Genomic DNA, 16,293 nt, shown 5'->3' on the forward strand with positions numbered 1-16,293 from the left:
GAATGACGAGCAGACGCAGCTACCTCAGGGAGTGCGGGAGATTACTTGACGACCGGGATGGCCTGTGCCTCGAGGGAAGCAACAGTCTTCTCCTGAGCCAACTTGAAGGCATCCGCGAGGGTGCTGGTGCCACCAAGGGTTGCGGCGACGCCGTCCTTGATCGCGTTGTACGTGTCGGTCATGGTCGGGCCCCACTGGAAGCTGGCGTCAACGCCCTTGCTGGCCTCGTTGAACACGTCGAAGATCTTCTGGTCGCCGTAGAATGCGACGCCTTCCTTCAGTGCGGGCAGTTCTGCGCCGGCCACTGCGGCCGGGTACAGGCCACCGAGCTTGTTGCCCATGGTCAGGGCCTCGGGGTCGGTGTTCAGCCAGATCGCGAACTGTGCAGCTTCAGCAACGTGCTTGGAGCCCTTCAGCACTGCGGTGGAGGATCCACCCCAGTTACCAGCAGCGTTTCCGCCTGCAGTCCACTGCGGCATCGGAGCAACGGCCCACTTGCCAGCGCCCGCGGGTGCGTTGTCGCGGATGGTGCTGTAGCCCCATGCGGCGCTGATCCAGGTAGCGATGGATCCGTCGTCCCAGGCCTTGTACAGCTCAGGGGAGAAGCCCTGCAGGTTGGTGGCGACCAGCTTCTTGCTGATCAGGTCCTGCCAGTAGGAGTTGACTTCGGCAGCCTTCGGGTCGGAATCAAGGTTGACCTTGACGCCGTCGCCACTGTTGTCGAACAACTTCGCGCCTGCCTGCCACAACAAGCCGGTGTACCAGTTGGGGTCGCCCTGCGAGAAGTGGGTGATGTAGTGGGTCGGGTCTGCAGCGTTGATCTTGGCGGCGGCCTCGGCGTATTCGGCCCAGGTTGTCGGCGGCTTCAGTCCGAGACCATCGAAGATGTCCTTGCGGTAGAACATGGCCATGGGGCCTGCGTCCTGCGGGATTGCGTACACGCCGCCGGAGCCAGCGAAGTCAACCTGTCCCCAGGTCCACGGGATGAAGGAATCTTTGGCTTCCTTGACGCCGGGGACAGCGGAGATGTCTTCCAGGGCGTCCTGGACGCGGAAGTTCGCCAAGGAGTCGTACTCGATCTGGCCAAGGTCGGGCGCGGTGCCGGCCTTAACACCATTGAGGAAGTTCTGGTAGGTACCGCTACCACCGTTGGGGGTGATGCTGACCTTGACCTGGATCTTCGGGTTCTTGGCGTTCCAGAGGTCAACGACCTTGTCCATGCCGGGGACCCAGGTGGAGAAGGTCAGGTTGACGGCGTCGCCAGCCGGCGCTGCGGATTCGGCAGCGGAGGAGGACGTCTCGGCCGGAGCGGCCGAAGACGAGTCAGCCGACGTTGCTGCGGCCGAGGAGGAGGAGGACGCAGCCGGTGCGGCTGACGAGGACGCGGCCGGGGTGGCCGCGCTGTCCGAGCTGGAGCCACATGCTGCGACGCCAAGCGTCATGGCGCCGATGCCGAGCAATGCAATTGCTCGACGGGAGTGTAAAGCGATCTTCATGGTGAGCCTTTCTGGTGCTCTGGGGACTACATGGAAAAATGAAGAGACCCGCTCTCACGGAACTCCAGGGAGAAATCAAGTAGGTAAGGCGTTTTCGGTTCCGACGAGGGGGTCGTCGACGGCGGTGAGGTGAATCAGTTGGGTTCGCTCGGGGAGCAAGGCTGGCAACGCCAGGCCCACTTGAGCAAGCATGCGGCCGGTCAGGTGCGTTCCCGATCGGAACCAGGCTGGCGTCCACGTGGTCTCGAGGAACTCCGACGTCGCCATCAATGGTTCGATGCGGTACGTGGTTCCCGGCGATAAGCCCGGCAGCCGGAACCGGCCAGGCGGCCACGTGGTGGACCGCTGAACGGCAGTGATCCCGGCAACCGCTTCGCGCTGATCCTGGGCAACAACGAGGTGGATCCACATCGCCGGGTCCGCATGGTCGGCGACGACCGCGCGCCCCGTGTGCAGCAGATGGCGGAATTGCTTATGCAGCGCAACCCACTGCGTGAGCCGATGTTGTTCCTCGGGTTGAAGCGCGCGAATGTCCCATTCGATCCCCATGTTGCCCCAGAACGCGGTGGCGGCCCGGAAATCCAAGTGGTGCCTGCGGCCTGTGGTGTGGGACGTCTCCGGCCCCACGTGGGTGCCGATCAGCTCCGGCGGCAGAATGAGCGCGGTCCAGCGCTGAATAGCCTGACGCTCCAAGGCGTCGTTGCAGTCGCTTGGCCACACCCGATCGGTGAACTCCGCGATGCCCAAGTCGAGGCGACCGCCACCTGCTGAGCAGGACTCGATCTCCAGACTGGGTTGGTGCGCCTTGAGCGCGGCCATCAATCGGTAGGTCGCCAGAGTCTGCTGCTGGACACCGGGGGCGCCGGTGGGTTGATGGCCCGCTTCAACAACAGGACGGTTGTGATCCCACTTGAACGAAGCGATCGGGTACCGATCGAGCAGATCTGTGAGGTGGGTGAGGACGTGCTCAAATGCACCTGGATTGGCTAGGTCCAGAACGTATTGATTGCGGCTTGGCTGACCCTGCCGGTCACCTGCGCGGAAGAGCCACTCGGGGTGCGCGGCCGCGAGGGCGCTGTTTAGGCTGACCATTTCTGGCTCCACCCAGAGGCCGAAGTCCATTCCAAGGCCGTGCACCTTTTCGATCAGCGCGCCGAGACCGTTGGGCCAGACGTCCTCGTCCACCCACCAGTCGCCAAGACCACTACGATCGGACCGGCGGCCACTGAACCAGCCGTCATCCAAGACGAACCGCTCGGCTCCCACGGCGGCCGCGGCTTCAGCAAGGCTGACGAGGTCGTGCTCGTTTTGGTCGAAGTACAGCGCTTCCCAGGTGTTTACCACGACGGGGCGGTCTGCTCGCGGGTGGTTCGAGCGCGCACGCAGGTGCTGGTGGAAGCGGCCGGCGAGATCGTTGAGGCCGGCGCCGAAGCTGCCATAGACCTTGGGGGCGCAGTAGCTTTCCCCTGGCGCGAGCGTGACCTCGCCCGCCAGCAGCAGTTCGGCGGCACCGATGAGCCGGCTGCCGTGGAAGGAGCGCTCGGCGGTCAGGTTTTGATTGCCCGACCAGCCAAGATGCACTCCCCACACCTGGCCTGACTCAAAGCTGAAACCGGGCTCGCCAGCGAGCATCACATAACCGGACTCAGGCCCCGGCTTCCCCTTGCGGGAGGCAATTGTATAAGTACCGACCTGGAAGGAAGACCGCTGCGGAGTTCGCTCCCGGGAATAGCGACCGGTGAAAGTCAAGAGTTCGTCGGCGCGGTCTGGTACCGGGAGGAAGGGGTTGATACCTACCAGCTGGTAGTCCCGGTCCGCGCTGGTGTTGGTGAGGGTGACAGTGAGCTCGGCGATGCCGGCGGAGCTGAGGCCCACCTCAATCGTGGCGTTCAGTTGCGCGTGTGCGTCGCTCGCCGCGTATCTGATCGAGGTGGCTTCCGGACCGTCATGTGCGGTGGTTTCTGTCACTATCAATGCAGGTGAGAAGTCCTCGCCGGAGCGACTTCCCGCGATACCGGGGGTGCCCGTCCAGCCATCGGCGGCACTGGGGAGAAGGGCGACCCGGCCAGGGGCTTCGATTCGGCTGTCACCAAAGGGGCCTGTTACTGCAATCGCGAGCTCGGTCAGCTGATTGTTAGACAGGGGGCCGAGGTCGGCGCCCCAGTGCAGAATTGCTGGCAGTTGGTCGTTTCGACTGTCGAGCACCATGCTGACACCACCGGCGCGAAGGTGCGCGAGGAAGCCAGGTGATTTCGTCATTGAAACTTTCCGCCAGACAGCCGCTTTTATTCAGGGCTGGTATTAAAGATGAAATTTAGTGCCGACGATCGCGAGGGTCAAGGGTTCTTTGGTTTCAATTTGGTCTCGGCGTCCCTGCCCCGCGTCTCGTGGACGCTAGAGCTGGGGTTTTGTGTTTCGAGCCTCGCCCCGCGGGTCCCGTCAGGTTAGAAATGTTTAGATTAGACTCAAAATCTAAACAGCTATAAGCTCGCCTGATGGATAGTCCCTACCGCCCGGGCTTCGGCGCGAAACCCGCCGTCCTCGTTGGCCGCGATCTGCAACTGGCCAGAGCGCAAGCAGCTCTCACCCGGATCGAAAATTCAGGCCAATCCCGTTCCGCTGCAATGGTTTTCACCGGTTCACGTGGGTTGGGCAAAACCGTCACACTCGGAGTTATCGGCGACCGCGCGGCCAGTCGCGGCTTTACGGTGGCGGCGGTGTCGATGGACCGTGTGTCGGACAACATCCAAATTATCGTGGCAGCGGTAGCGGAGGCGCTACGCCCGCTGGAAAGCACGGGGCGCAGCAGGGCGTGGCAGCAGTTCAAAGACCGGATGGCCGCGTTATCCATCGAGTTCTCCGCCGGGATCGTCAAAATCGTTGCCGACGCACCGCAGCGATCTGTTCGTGCCGCTGCCACCGTCCAGCGGCAGGTGCTGGCGAGCCTCCTCGTCGATGCGGCGGTGCTGAGCCGCGAACACGACAAGCCAGGCCTGGTCCTCCTGATCGACGAACTCCAGGAAGCACCCTCCGATCAGTTGGTGGTATTGGCCAATGCCATCCAGGACGCCACCAAGGCCGCACACGCGCCGCTGGGAATTTTTGCGGCCGGTCTGCCGCAAACTCCGGAACTGGTGATGGCGGCTGCGTCTTTCACTGAACGCTTCGACTTCCGCACGCTGGGCCGCCTCGATCACATCGCAGCCGAGCGGGCTCTGTTGGAACCAGCGCTGGATCTGGGTGTGCGGTGGGATCCCGCAGCTGCGGCGGCGGCGCTGGACTACGCGGGCGGTTCGCCGTACCTCATTCAGTACATCGGCGACGAAACGTGGCTACAGGCGGGACCAGCAGCCAGATCCGTGCTCAGCATGGCCCACTTCGCCGCAGCCATGGTCGAGGTGCGAGAAAGCCTGGACCACGGCATGTTTCGCGGTAGATGGGCGAAGGCGACGCCCGCCGAGCAAGCGGTGATCTCCGCGATCGCACAGGTGAGCGACGGGCGGGGGGTGGCAGCAACCGCCGCCATCTCTGCGGCGCTGGGAGTGGAATCCAACGCGTGGAGCATGTTCCGACGCTCTTTGATGGACAAGGGCATCATCGAAGCAGCAGGCCATGGTTTGCTGACCTTCACCATCGCGGGGTTCGCGGAATTTGTCCTGCAACTCGGCGCGGGACCAGACGATGTCCGGCCCGGGTCCATCATTCAACGTCGTGCCAACCCAGCACTTGAGTCAGGGCAGTAGGCGTGCGCAGCTCACGCATGTTCTCGCGGCCGGCCGGATAGCCAGGCGACCCGGCGCAATGACGGCGCCACACTCTGCGCATACCCCGTAGCGGCCCTGCGTCAGGTTGCCGAGTGCATGGTCGATTTCACTGAGCCTGGCGTCCTCGTCGCGGATAAGGCCCTCCAGGCGCGATATCTGCAAGGACAGCGGCATTCCGTCCGGGTCGTGCTCGTCATCGTCGGATCCGTCGGCCCGAAGTTGGCGCAGCTGCTCCAGCGCCGCGGCCCAGGTGCGAACAGCTGCCTGGCATTCCTGTCGCTGCGCGAGCAATGCACCGCGTGAGTTGATCGCGTCGGCGGACGCATCCTCTGGCTCCGGTCCAGACATTGGCCCCGCTCCCCCCAGCGCTTCAGGACGTGAGAGCGCACCGATGTATTCGTGGTTGACCCTCGATTGTGCACGTGGTCCTCGATGCCGGAACATATGGCTCGGCCCGTACGGCGTCGGCCTCGCGGCCCCCACAATTTCGAGGAGCAGCAGTGCGCGCACTAGCCCGTTGGTCGGTCCATCATCGCGTCGCCGTCGTGCTCCTGTGGTTGGCCGTCATGGCTGGCTCACAGCTGGTCGGCGCCCTCTCCGGTGGTAACGACTTTAAGTCCGACTTCAACCTGCCGGGAACCGACTCGCAGAAGGTGTTTGACCTCCTCGCTGACGCTCCCACATCCGGCAATGACGGCATCAGTGGCCAAATTGTTCTGTCTACTTCGGGGGGCAACCCGATTGCCAGTGCGGGTGCGGGGCTCCAACCGGCGCTGCAGTCGCTCTGCGCTATCGAAGCCGGCGGGGTGAAGAAGATTTACAGCATCAACAGCCCGTTCGGTTTCATCGCCTGCAAGGGCGAGGCTCCCGCGAAGGCGCAGCCCGTCATTTCGCCGGACGGCAGCACCGCTATCGCTGAACTTCGTTGGGACACCAACGATTTGCTCGCACCCGACGTGCTGCCGATCCAAGATGCCCTCGACACCGCGCTGGCTCAAGGCGTGGCCCCCGGGGTGTCGGTGAACTTTGGCGGGGACGCCTTCGCATTGCTGTTGCAGCAGGAGGGTTTTCCGCCATTCCTGATCGGATTTCTGGCGGCGCTGCTCATCCTGGTCGTGGTTTTTCGGAACTGGCTCGCCATACTGCCGATCGCGACGGCGATCGCCGCGCTGGTCTCTACCCTCGGTTTGACGGCAGGGGTTACCCATCTGATGTCGGTGGCCGAATTTGCGCCGGCGCTAGCCGAGCTGATGGTAATCGGTGTGGGCGTGGACTACGCGCTGTTCATTGTCTCCCGGCACCGACGGAATCTGCGGGCCGGTGTCGGTGTCACCGAGTCGATCCTGAAGGCTATCGACACCTCCGGTAGGGCAGTGATTTTCGCAGGCCTCACTGTCTGCGTGGCGCTGCTCGGTCTGTGCTTGCTGGGAGTCAAGTTTCTCTACGGACCCGCGGTGGTGTCATCGATGGGCGTGGTGCTCACCATGGCAGCTTCGGTGACATTGCTGCCGGCGTTACTGAGCTTCTTCGGCCTGAAGGCGCTGACTGCAAAAGACCGGAAAGCGCTGGCGGCAGGCGGTTTCGAGGCACTGCCAACGTCCGGGTTTTGGACTCGCTGGTCCGCTTACATCCAACGCAGCTCGCTGCTACCGGCGCTGGCGTCGGTAATCGTCCTGGTGCTGCTCGCGTTGCCATTCTTCGGCATGCGCCTAGGGCATGCTGACCAAGGGAACGATCTGCCCAGCTCGACGACACGGCAGGCGTACGACACGGTGGCGAACAAGTTCGGCGCCGGTTACAACAACCAGATGCAATTGGTGGTGCGGGCGTCCGGAGCCGACACCGCGAAGATCGCCGCTGCGTTGCCCGCGGCGGTGCAGCTCGCCGACCCGGGTGCGGTGTTGATCGTGCCACCGGCTCCGGCGATGCAAGGCGGATTGACCTTTCTGCCCCTGATTCCCACCATGGCGCCGCAATCCGAGGCGACCGACCAGTTGATCTCCACGCTTCGGGGGAGAATCCTGCCCGCGGTTATGGCTGAAACCGGCGCCACCGGTGAGGTTCTCGTCTTTGGTAACGCTCCGGTCAACACCGACTTTGCCGCGGTGCTGACCCAACGGATGCCGCTGTTCTTCGCCGCCATCATCGGGCTTTCGTTTCTCCTGCTGATGATTGCGTTCCGGTCGTTGCTGGTGCCGGCGGTAGCCGCCTTGATGAACCTAGTGGCCGCCGCCGCGTCATTTGGGGTAGTAGTCGCGATCTTTCAAAACGGTTTCATGGCCGAAACTCTCGGGATCGGCAAGGGGCCGATAGAGGCATTTATTCCGGTGATGATGTTTGCCATCCTGTTCGGCCTATCGATGGATTACCAGGTGTTCCTCGTATCGTCCATGCACGAGGAGTTCCTGCGCTCCGGCGATAACGGTAAAGCAGTCCGGGAGGGCCAAGCACGCACCGGCGGGATCATCACCGCCGCCGCGTTGATCATGGTGATGGTCTTCTTAGGATTCACCCTCGACCCCAACCGTTTTCTAAAGATGTTCGGAATCGGTTTGGCCACAGCGGTTTTCCTGGACGCCTTCATCCTCCGAACCGTCTTGGTACCCGCCGTCATGCACCTGTTGGGCAGACGCAACTGGTACTTTCCGCAATGGCTGGAATGGGTGCCCAAGGTGTCGATCGAGGGTGGCGATGATGGTGGCGATGATGGCGCCGAAGGGAAAGCCGCCGCGCTGGTTGCCGGAGATAGCGACACAACTGGCCGGGCACGGACGGGCGGGTAGGCAGCGTCAGGCCGTGCACGCGCACGGTCTGCGGGTGGTTCTTCTCGCTTGCTGGCGTGTCAGCCCTGCTGTTCATTGGCCGCCGGCTGCGCCGTGCTGGATCCGTTGTCGTTGTTGGTGCTAAACCTTCTGACGAGAAAAAATAGCGCAAGGCCAATAGCAAGCAGCACACCGGCCCTGAGCCAGATAGCGCCTCCCTGCTGGGTCAGCAAAAGGACGCAGGAAGCCAGCGCAAGATAGGGGATGACCGTCGGGGCGCGGAAGTGCTGGTGCTCGACTTTGTCCTTCCGCAACACCAGCACCGCCACGTTCGTACTGATGAATACGAAAAGCAGGAGCAACACAACAGTTTCGGCAAGTGACTGAAGATCGCCGGTGAGGGTGAGAGCCATCGCCGCCACGGTGGTGACGATAATCGCTACCCACGGCGTTTTGCGGTGGGGCAGAACCTTGCCGAGCGTTCGCGGTAATAACGATTGTTCGGCCATGCCGAATGTCAATCGACTGGCCATGATCATTGTCAGGAGCGCGCCATTGGCAACAGCAATCAACGCCACTAAACCGAAGAGCCAATCTGGCACGCCAAAGCCCGTGGCTTGCACTACTTGTAGCAATGGCCCGGATGAGGCATTGAGTTCTTTCGGAGACAGCGCAATGGAAGACGCGATACCGATGAGCACATAGATAACGCCGGCGGTCAACAATGAACCGAAAAGGGCTTTGGGATAGACACGGTGAACATCGTGGACTTCCTCTGCAACGTTGGCGGAGGTTTCAAAACCGACAAAGGAGTAATAGGCAAGGAGAGAGGCAGCCAAGATTCCGGCAGCAGGGGAAACGTCCGGGTTAAATTCCACGATGCGGGATACGTCGCCGTTGCCTTGGCCCAGCATGAGTCCCACGAGAACGATGACCAGAACCAGCCCCGATACCTCTACGACGGTCATGATCACATTCGCGCGGACAGACTCCTTGACCCCGCGTGCATTGATCAATGCGACAAGCACCAGGAAGACGAGAGCTGCAGGAACTGCGGGAACGTTGAGGAACGGCTTGAGGTAATCACCGGCAAAAGCCAGGCTGAGCCCGGCAGCGCTGGTCACACCCGCAGCGAGCATGCAAAAGCCGACCAGAAATGAGAGCCACGGCAGCTTGAACGCTCGCTCGGCGAATAGAGCAGCTCCGCCGGCTTTAGGGTATTTGGTGACGAGCTCGGCGTAGGACGCCGCTGTCAGCATGGCCAGGAACAACGCCACGAGTAGCGGCACCCAAATAGCGCCTCCCACCTCGCCGGCAACCTTGCCCACCAATGCGTATATTCCCGCGCCGAGAACATCCCCGAGGATGAACAGATAGAGCAGCGGTCCGCTAATTGCCTTCTTGAGTTTGGACTCTTGTTGCGGCTTTGGTGTGGTCATCGAATGAGTGTAAACGGGGAGGTTTTCGGGTCCTATCCCGCCTACCACGGGTCCTGGCTCAACGACCATTCCTGAACTTGTTTGGCGTAGGCACTAAAGGTCTGGAACTGCGGGATTCGCGCCGCCTGCACGACACACTTCAGCAGAGGCAGTTCTTGGTGCTTGCCGTGCACCCGCAAGGTGACTTTCCAATCCATCCCGTCGGGGGTGACGTCCACCCGCAGTAGTTTTCAGGTGACAGAACTGTGTCTAGATGCTGAGCGCAGCGCAGACAACGATAAGCAGCTCACCGTCAATGATCAGCATTGAGTCTTCGTCGACGCGGAAGCGGAGGCGGTTCGGAGACGTCATGGGGGTGATCCTTCGGGGGCAGGCATGGTGGCTGCAGGGCATGCGGTGGTAGAACAAGCACGGGCAGAACCGGGCCGAACAAAGAAGCCGGTCGAGCTTGCCTCAAATTTCAGACTAGCCCGACCGGCGGTGGAACTTTCATAAAAACTACAGCGAGCTGAGCGCCTCGTCGTAGATCGCCAGCGCCTGCTCTACTTCGGCGTCGGTGACAATGCACGGCGGCACCACGTGCACACGGTTCTCCTGAACGAACGGCAGCATGCCCAGGGAGAGCAACTTGGCCTTCAACTCGGCCATCTTCGCAGCGGGCAGCGGGGTCCGGGTCTCGCGGTCGCTGACCAAGTCCATGGCCCAGAACACACCGAGACCGCGGACGTCGCCGATCACTTCGTGGCGCGCAGCCAGCTTTTCCAAACCAGGCCCGAGCACGTCTTCGCCGATCCGCTTGGCGTTGTCGACGATTCCTTCGTCCTGCATCGCGGTCAGCGCTCCGATGATGGACGCCATCGCCAGCGGGTGACCGGAGTAGGTGAGACCGCCGGGGAAAACGGCTTCGTCGAAAGCCGCGGAGATTTCGGGCGAGATCACCACACCGCCGACGGGGATGTAACCGGAGTTGACGCCCTTAGCGAAGGTGATCAGGTCGGGGGTTGTAACGACGCCGTCCTCGGCCAGGCTTTGGAAGGCGAACCAACCGCCGGTGCGGCCGAAGCCAGCCATCACCTCATCGAAAATAAGCTTGATGCCGTACTTGTCGGCGAGGGCGCGCACGCCAGCGAGATAGCCACGCGGCGGCACCATGATGCCGGCGGTGCCGGGGACGGTTTCCATCAGGAGGGCTGCGATGGTGTGGCTGCCCTCGCTCTGGATGACGCGCTCGAGGTGGTGCAGTGCGCGTTCGCATTCCTGCTCCTCGCTGGTGGACCAGAACTCGCTGCGGTAGGCGTAAGGGCCGAAAAAGTGCACGTGGCCGGTGGCGTATTCGTTGGGCATGCGGCGCCAGTCGCCGGTGGCGACGATAGCCGATCCGGTGTTGCCGTGGTAGCTGCGGTAGGTCGAAAGCACCTTATCGCGGCCGGTGACCAGACGCGCCATCCGGATGGCGTTTTCGTTGGCGTCGGCGCCGCCGTTGGTGAAGAACACCTTCTGGAAGTGGGTCTTTTCGCTGCCTTGGTTTGCTTTGTCCAGGATCAGGTCGGCGGCGCGGCCGCGTGTCAAGTTGCCGAACGCGGGTCCGACCGTGGTGAGGATGTCCAACTGCGCCTTGATGGCGTCGAGGACACCCTGGTGCTGGTGACCGATGTTGACGTTCACCAACTGGCTGGAGAAGTCGAGAAGCTCCTTGCCATCGAAATCCCAGACCTTGCACCCTGATCCGCCGGCGATCACCATCGGTTTCAAAGCGCCTTGGGCCGACCACGAGTGAAAGACGTGGGCGCGATCTAATTCAAGGGTGAGTTGTCCGTCGTTGGTCTTGACGGGGGCCTCGGGGGTAGCGGTCACAGCTGAGCCTGGCTTTCTAAAGAGAAATGAGGTGGGGCCGGTGGTGGCCAGTGCGGGCACTGGCCACCACCGGATATATCAAGTGTTACTTGCCGCCCTCGTTGAGGGTGACGGTGATCGGCTTGTACGACTCGCCGGTGACGTCAATGCCTTCCGCCTTGAGGGCGTCGAGCGCCTTCATGACGTAATCGTTGGTGTACGCCAACCCTTCCGGTGCCTTGGTGATGACGGTGCTGCCTTCGAGGTTCTTCGCCGACATAGCGACATCGACCGTCTGCTTCCATGCTGCATCGTTGATGACGCCGATGCCGTCCTTGGACGGCCAGATCAGCTTGTTAACTTCGTTGGTCTGCCATAGCTGGTGGCTGGCGCCGAGCTGAGATCCGGCAGCCACAACGACGCTCGCGGTCTTCTCCGCGTTATCGCGTGCATAGATCCAGCCCTTCAACGCACCCTTGAGGAACTTGACAGTCGTTTCCTGGTAGGTGGTGTCGTTCTGAAGCTTGTCCGTGTTGGCCCAGATGGCATCCTGCAACATCGCGGTGCCTTCGTCGTTCCAGTTGATCGCGTTAAGGTCGGATGGCTGGAAAAGCTTGCCGGTGGCCGGATTCTTGGTCTCCAGAACCTGTGCGTACTCGTTGTACGTCATTGCTTGAGCGGCATCGATCGAACCGTCGAGCAGTGCGTTCATGTCGAAGTTTTGTTGCACCAGCGTGACGTCGGCCGCCGGGTCTAGGCCTGCCTTGGTGATGCCGGCGAACAGTTCGAACTCGTTACCGAAGCCCCAGTTTCCGACATTCTTGCCCTTGAGGTCGGCGGCCTTCTTGAGGTTCTTGTCAGCCATTGATACCTGCAGCGTGCCGGACTTTTGATAGATCTGCGCGACGTCGGTGATACCGGCGCCTTGCTCGCGGGAGGCCAGTGCCTTCGGTACCCACGCGATGGCGTAGTCGACCGAGCCGTTGGCCAGCTGGGTCTGCGGGACGATGTCAACGCCACCCTCGACGATTTGGACGTCGAGGCCTTCGTCCTTCCAGTAGCCCTGCTCGGCCGCCGCGTAGTAGCCAGCGAACTGAGCCTGAGCAAACCACTGCAGCTGGAGCTTGACCGGGATGAGCGGGCCGGTCGGGGCTTCGCTGCTGGACGCGGCCGGGGCTGCAGAGCTGGACGCCGCTGCGGAGCTGGACGTCGCTGGGGATTCACTGCTGGACGCTGCGGGGGCAGCTGAGCTCGACGCCGCAGGCGCCGCCGAGCTGGAGCTGGTGGCGGCGTTATCGCTCGAAGAGCAACCCGCCAGGACGAGCGCGGCCGAGGTGGCCAGGGCCACCGCGCTGAGAGATCGGCGCATTGTGAGCTTCATGTGTCTCCTTGTGTACGTGCGTGGGTGTGTATGCCGGACGGTGAGTGCGGTGACAACTATTTTTGCTACGCCTCCTTCTTCGGCGCCAGCTTGCGCTGGGCGATCCGCTCCAGAAGCAGTGTGACCCCATAAAAGATGAGACCAAGAACAATGGCGCCGAGCACGTAGCTCCACGCGCGCGGGTTATTGCCGCCACCCGCGGCGGATGCGATTCGTCCGCCGAGGCCGTTTTGCAGGCCGCCGAAATACTCCGCGACCACGGCTGCAATGACGGCCAGGGACGAAGCAATCCGGAGTCCGGTGAAAACGAACGGAAGCGCTCCGGGGATGGTGACATTTTTCGTCAGCTGGCGCCTCGATGCGGCGTAGGCATGCATCAAGTCACGGTGAACCGGTAGGACCTGCCGTAGGCCCCGCAGGGTGTTGATAAAGATAGGCGCAAAAATGGTGATGGAGACGATGACGCGGCGCGGGGTTTCCGAGGTGGCGCCGAGCATCGAGAAAAGTACGGGGGCCAGGGCGACAATCGGAACCACCGCAAGAGCGGACACGATGGGAACCAGCATTTTGTTGATCACCACGACTTGGGACGCCACGATCGCGGCCCCTATCGCAATGATCGCGCCGACAACAAAGCCCACGAGAGCGTTCCAGCCGGTAGCGGTGGTGGCTTTGATTAACTGAGGAAACATCTTGCCGGTTTCTGCCACGATGCCCGAGGGGCTGGGCAGCAAATACGGCTTAATGTCCTTGATATCCACCAACAACTGCCAGCCCACGATGACAAGGACGCCTAGAAGTATGGGAGGAAGTACGGCGCGTAACGCGTTCCTGGAGCCGTTGCCCCCCGCAGAATCAGATTTCGGCGGCGCTGTGGTGGTGATGTCAGACGGGATGAACGTCGTCATCGAAGGTCAACCCCCAACTTCGATAGCGACGGGGCGCCGTGGAGCGCCTCGCGAACCTCGGTGACCCCGCTGAAGAATCCGGAGTCCTCGCGCAGGTCGTCGCCGCGGTCGATGCCGCGACCCAAGTCGATCGAGACAATGTCCCGGATCTCGCCGGGGCGAGGGGACATCACGACTACGCGGTCGGACAGGAATACTGCCTCGGGGATGGAGTGGGTGACAAACACGACGGCAGCGCCGGTCTCGGAACAGATCTTGACGAGTTCGGATTGCATTCGCTCGCGCGTCATCTCATCCAGCGCGCCGAAAGGCTCGTCCATCAGCAGTAGTTGTGGCTTCTCGGCCAATGACCGGGCGATGGCGACTCGCTGCTGCATGCCGCCGGAAAGTTGATCCGGGAAGCGGGTTCGGAAGTCAGTCAGACCCACGAGCTCGATGAGCTCACTGGCCCTGGCCTGCCTTTCGGCCTTTCCGACGCCGTGCAATTCGAGGGGGAGTTCAATATTGGCCTGCACGCTGCGCCACGGCAGTAGGCCGGCGCTTTGGAACGCGATGCCGTAATCCTGATCCAGCCGGGCCTGTTTGGCAGATTTGCCAAACACGGTGATCTCGCCCGATGTGGGGGTATCCAAGTCGGCGATCAGCCGCATCAGCGTGGACTTACCGCAACCGGACGGCCCGATCAGTGAGACGAATTCGCCAGCAGCGATTTCCAGATTAATGTCCGAGAGTGCCTGCACGCTGGCGCCTTTGGCCACGGAGAAAATTTTGTTGACCCCGGCGACTGTGACCGCGGGGGAAGTGAGCTCGCTCATGTACTACTCTCCTGTCGGCGGTACCGGGATAGCCCCAGCCCTATCAGTGCGACGAGTCCGGCCGCGGTCAGTCCCATCAAGACGGCCCCCGCGATGGGTGCGTACGGCTTGTTGGGATCGGAACTGGTGGACTGCGCGAACGCGATGATCATTCTGCCAATCCCGCCCGAATAGCCGACGGACACCTCGCCCACCACGGTGCCCACAATGGCGCTCACGGCGCCCAAAGCCAGACCAGGCAACAGATACGGCACGCTGGCGGGCAGGCGCAGCTTGAGCAGCGTCTTCCACCATCCGATTCCGTAGGTGCGCATCAACTCCAAGTGGATGACGGTAGGCGAGGAAAGACCGCGAAGGGCGCCCACTGCCACGGGGAAGAAGGCGAGGAACGAGGCCACTACCGCGACCGACATCCACTTCTCCCACTCAAAAGCTCCGATCTGGATCTTGCCGCCCAAGGTCACGATCACCGGCGCGAGTGCGATCAACGGCACGGTTTGGCTCAGGATCAGCCATGGCAGCACCGCGCGTTCGGCGACAGCAAACCGCTGCATCAGCAGTGCGAGCAAGAAACCAATCAACGATCCGAACAGCCACCCAGCAGCAGCAACCCCGAGGCTATTGAGGCTGGCTTTGACCACTGCCAACCACAGGACCTCCGAACCCTGCGTCGAGTTCACCGATTCGAACGCCCGAGTCACCATGCTCCACAAGTGCGGCATCGCCCGGTCGTCGGACTTCGGCAGAATGCCAGCCACGCCATTGGTGGGACCCAACCACTTGTACAGCTCCCAAATAGCGGCAAGGACAAGCACTCCGAGGATGCCGAAGACGATCCCCGAGAGCTTGTTCCGCGTCCTGGTCACTCGCCGCTTGCCTTCGCTGTGATCTGATCGCGCAGCGCGGGGATGACGGTCTCGCCGTACGCCAGCATGGTCGCTTCCTTATTGTCGTGCTGCAAGTAACCGGCAAACTGGTGCACGCCCAACGCTTTGAGCTTCTCCAGCTTCTCGATGTGCTCCTGCGCCGTACCGAGAATGCAGAAGCGGTCGATGATCTCGTCCGGAACGAAGTCGGCGTGGGTGTTGCCTGCCCGGCCGTGCTGGTTGTAGTCGTAGCCTTCGCGGCCAGCGATGTAGTCGGTGAGCGCCTGCGGGATGTTGGCGTCATTGCCGTACTTCTTGACGATGTCGGCGACGTGGTTGCCGACCATCCCGCCGAACCAGCGACACTGGTTGCGCATGTGCTCGATATCGGTGCCGATGTACATCGGAGCGGCCACGCAGAACTTGATCGCATCGGGGTCGCGCCCCACGTTTTCTGCGGCTGCGCGGACCGTCTTGATCATCCATTCGGCAATGTCGAGGTCAGCGAGCTGCAGGATAAAGCCGTCGGCGACCTCTCCCGTGAGTTTCAGAGCCAGTGGTCCGTAGGCCGCGACCCACACCTCCAGTTCGGAGCCGACGCTCCACGGGAACCGCAGTTCCGCACCGTTATGTTGAACGGATCGGGAGTTGCCGAGCTCGCGAATTACGTGGATCGCTTCGCGCAACGTCTTGAGAGTGGTGGGTGCGCCATTTTGAACGCGGACCGCCGAGTCGCCGCGACCAATGCCGCAGACGGTCCGGTTGCCGTACATCTCGTTCAGCGTGGCGTACGTCGAAGCAGTGACCGTCCAGTCGCGGGTGGCCGGGTTGGTAACCATGGGGCCAACCTTGATCCGGTTCGTTTCGGCCAGAATCTTGCTGTAGATCACGTACGGCTCTTGCCAGAGAACGTGCGAATCGAACGTCCACACGTAATCGAAGCCGTGTTCCTCGGCCCGTTTTGCCAGCGCAACCGTGCGCGCTGACGGTGGGTTGGTCTGTAATACCGCTCCGAATTCCATGGATCTC

Annotated in this window: 13 protein-coding genes; 2 read left to right on the forward strand and 11 right to left on the reverse strand. The window is 62.1% G+C overall.

Translation table 11 applies throughout. The annotated features are described in order from the left end of the window. Window positions 1-41 precede the first annotated feature (41 nt). Window positions 42-1,496, reverse strand: a complete 1,455-nt coding sequence (locus tag EH165_RS00220) for an extracellular solute-binding protein (protein ID WP_206426017.1) — start codon at window positions 1,494-1,496, stop codon at window positions 42-44. Window positions 1,497-1,571: 75 nt separating this feature from the next. Beyond that, window positions 1,572-3,755: an alpha-galactosidase gene (locus tag EH165_RS00225; protein ID WP_124797512.1), complete on the reverse strand. Its 2,184-nt coding sequence runs from the start codon at window positions 3,753-3,755 to the stop codon at window positions 1,572-1,574. Between the two features lie 236 nt (window positions 3,756-3,991). Here EH165_RS00225 and EH165_RS00230 point away from each other — a divergent pair, with 236 nt between their 5' ends. After that, window positions 3,992-5,239: an ATP-binding protein gene (locus EH165_RS00230; RefSeq protein ID WP_124797513.1), complete on the forward strand. Its 1,248-nt coding sequence runs from the start codon at window positions 3,992-3,994 to the stop codon at window positions 5,237-5,239. Here EH165_RS00230 and EH165_RS00235 read toward each other — a convergent pair. Next, window positions 5,228-5,608, reverse strand: a complete 381-nt coding sequence (locus tag EH165_RS00235; protein WP_164479027.1) for a TraR/DksA family transcriptional regulator — start codon at window positions 5,606-5,608, stop codon at window positions 5,228-5,230. The genes EH165_RS00230 and EH165_RS00235 overlap by 12 nt on opposite strands. A gap of 152 nt (window positions 5,609-5,760) precedes the next feature. Here EH165_RS00235 and EH165_RS00240 point away from each other — a divergent pair, with 152 nt between their 5' ends. Continuing rightward, window positions 5,761-8,043, forward strand: coding sequence for an MMPL family transporter (locus EH165_RS00240; protein WP_124797515.1), 2,283 nt, complete (start codon window positions 5,761-5,763; stop codon window positions 8,041-8,043). Window positions 8,044-8,102: 59 nt separating this feature from the next. Here EH165_RS00240 and EH165_RS00245 read toward each other — a convergent pair whose 3' ends face one another. The 8 genes from EH165_RS00245 to EH165_RS00275 all read right to left on the reverse strand — a co-directional run bounded on the left by EH165_RS00245 (window position 8,103) and on the right by EH165_RS00275 (window position 16,286). Then, window positions 8,103-9,461, reverse strand: a complete 1,359-nt coding sequence (locus tag EH165_RS00245; protein WP_124797516.1) for an APC family permease — start codon at window positions 9,459-9,461, stop codon at window positions 8,103-8,105. 41 nt (window positions 9,462-9,502) lie between these two features. Next, window positions 9,503-9,679, reverse strand: a complete 177-nt coding sequence (locus EH165_RS15220; protein WP_164479028.1) for a hypothetical protein — start codon at window positions 9,677-9,679, stop codon at window positions 9,503-9,505. Between the two features lie 280 nt (window positions 9,680-9,959). Then, complete coding sequence (locus EH165_RS00250) at window positions 9,960-11,315, reverse strand: aspartate aminotransferase family protein (protein WP_124800197.1); 1,356 nt, start codon at window positions 11,313-11,315, stop codon at window positions 9,960-9,962. Window positions 11,316-11,400: 85 nt separating this feature from the next. Further along, window positions 11,401-12,675: an ABC transporter substrate-binding protein gene (locus EH165_RS00255; RefSeq protein ID WP_206426018.1), complete on the reverse strand. Its 1,275-nt coding sequence runs from the start codon at window positions 12,673-12,675 to the stop codon at window positions 11,401-11,403. Window positions 12,676-12,740: 65 nt separating this feature from the next. Next, the gene (locus tag EH165_RS00260; protein WP_124797517.1) at window positions 12,741-13,583 is read right to left on the reverse strand and encodes an ABC transporter permease; all 843 of its coding nucleotides are present in this window, start codon (window positions 13,581-13,583) and stop codon (window positions 12,741-12,743) included. Beyond that, window positions 13,580-14,398, reverse strand: a complete 819-nt coding sequence (locus EH165_RS00265; protein WP_124797518.1) for an ABC transporter ATP-binding protein — start codon at window positions 14,396-14,398, stop codon at window positions 13,580-13,582. The genes EH165_RS00260 and EH165_RS00265 overlap by 4 nt, the downstream gene beginning before the upstream one ends. Then, window positions 14,395-15,264 (reverse strand): ABC transporter permease, encoded by an 870-nt coding sequence (locus EH165_RS00270; protein WP_124797519.1) that lies wholly within the window; start codon window positions 15,262-15,264, stop codon window positions 14,395-14,397. The genes EH165_RS00265 and EH165_RS00270 overlap by 4 nt, the downstream gene beginning before the upstream one ends. After that, the gene (locus tag EH165_RS00275) at window positions 15,261-16,286 is read right to left on the reverse strand and encodes a TIGR03842 family LLM class F420-dependent oxidoreductase (protein ID WP_124797520.1); all 1,026 of its coding nucleotides are present in this window, start codon (window positions 16,284-16,286) and stop codon (window positions 15,261-15,263) included. The genes EH165_RS00270 and EH165_RS00275 overlap by 4 nt, the downstream gene beginning before the upstream one ends. Window positions 16,287-16,293: the final 7 nt, after the last annotated feature.

The sequence above is a fragment of the Nakamurella antarctica genome, assembly GCF_003860405.1.
Lineage (GTDB): Bacteria > Actinomycetota > Actinomycetes > Mycobacteriales > Nakamurellaceae > Nakamurella > Nakamurella antarctica.

Excerpts from the sequence above, each read along its gene's own strand:
- EH165_RS00265 (WP_124797518.1), bottom strand. The coding sequence starts at position 14,398 with ATGAGCGAGCTCACTTCCCCCGCGGTCACAGTCGCCGGGGTCAACAAA.
- EH165_RS00235 (WP_164479027.1), bottom strand. The coding sequence starts at position 5,608 with ATGTCTGGACCGGAGCCAGAGGATGCGTCCGCCGACGCGATCAACTCA.
- EH165_RS00220 (WP_206426017.1), bottom strand. The coding sequence starts at position 1,496 with ATGAAGATCGCTTTACACTCCCGTCGAGCAATTGCATTGCTCGGCATC.
- EH165_RS00245 (WP_124797516.1), bottom strand. The coding sequence starts at position 9,461 with ATGACCACACCAAAGCCGCAACAAGAGTCCAAACTCAAGAAGGCAATT.
- EH165_RS00230 (WP_124797513.1), top strand. The coding sequence starts at position 3,992 with ATGGATAGTCCCTACCGCCCGGGCTTCGGCGCGAAACCCGCCGTCCTC.
- EH165_RS00275 (WP_124797520.1), bottom strand. The coding sequence starts at position 16,286 with ATGGAATTCGGAGCGGTATTACAGACCAACCCACCGTCAGCGCGCACG.
- EH165_RS00260 (WP_124797517.1), bottom strand. The coding sequence starts at position 13,583 with ATGACGACGTTCATCCCGTCTGACATCACCACCACAGCGCCGCCGAAA.
- EH165_RS00225 (WP_124797512.1), bottom strand. The coding sequence starts at position 3,755 with ATGACGAAATCACCTGGCTTCCTCGCGCACCTTCGCGCCGGTGGTGTC.
- EH165_RS00255 (WP_206426018.1), bottom strand. The coding sequence starts at position 12,675 with ATGAAGCTCACAATGCGCCGATCTCTCAGCGCGGTGGCCCTGGCCACC.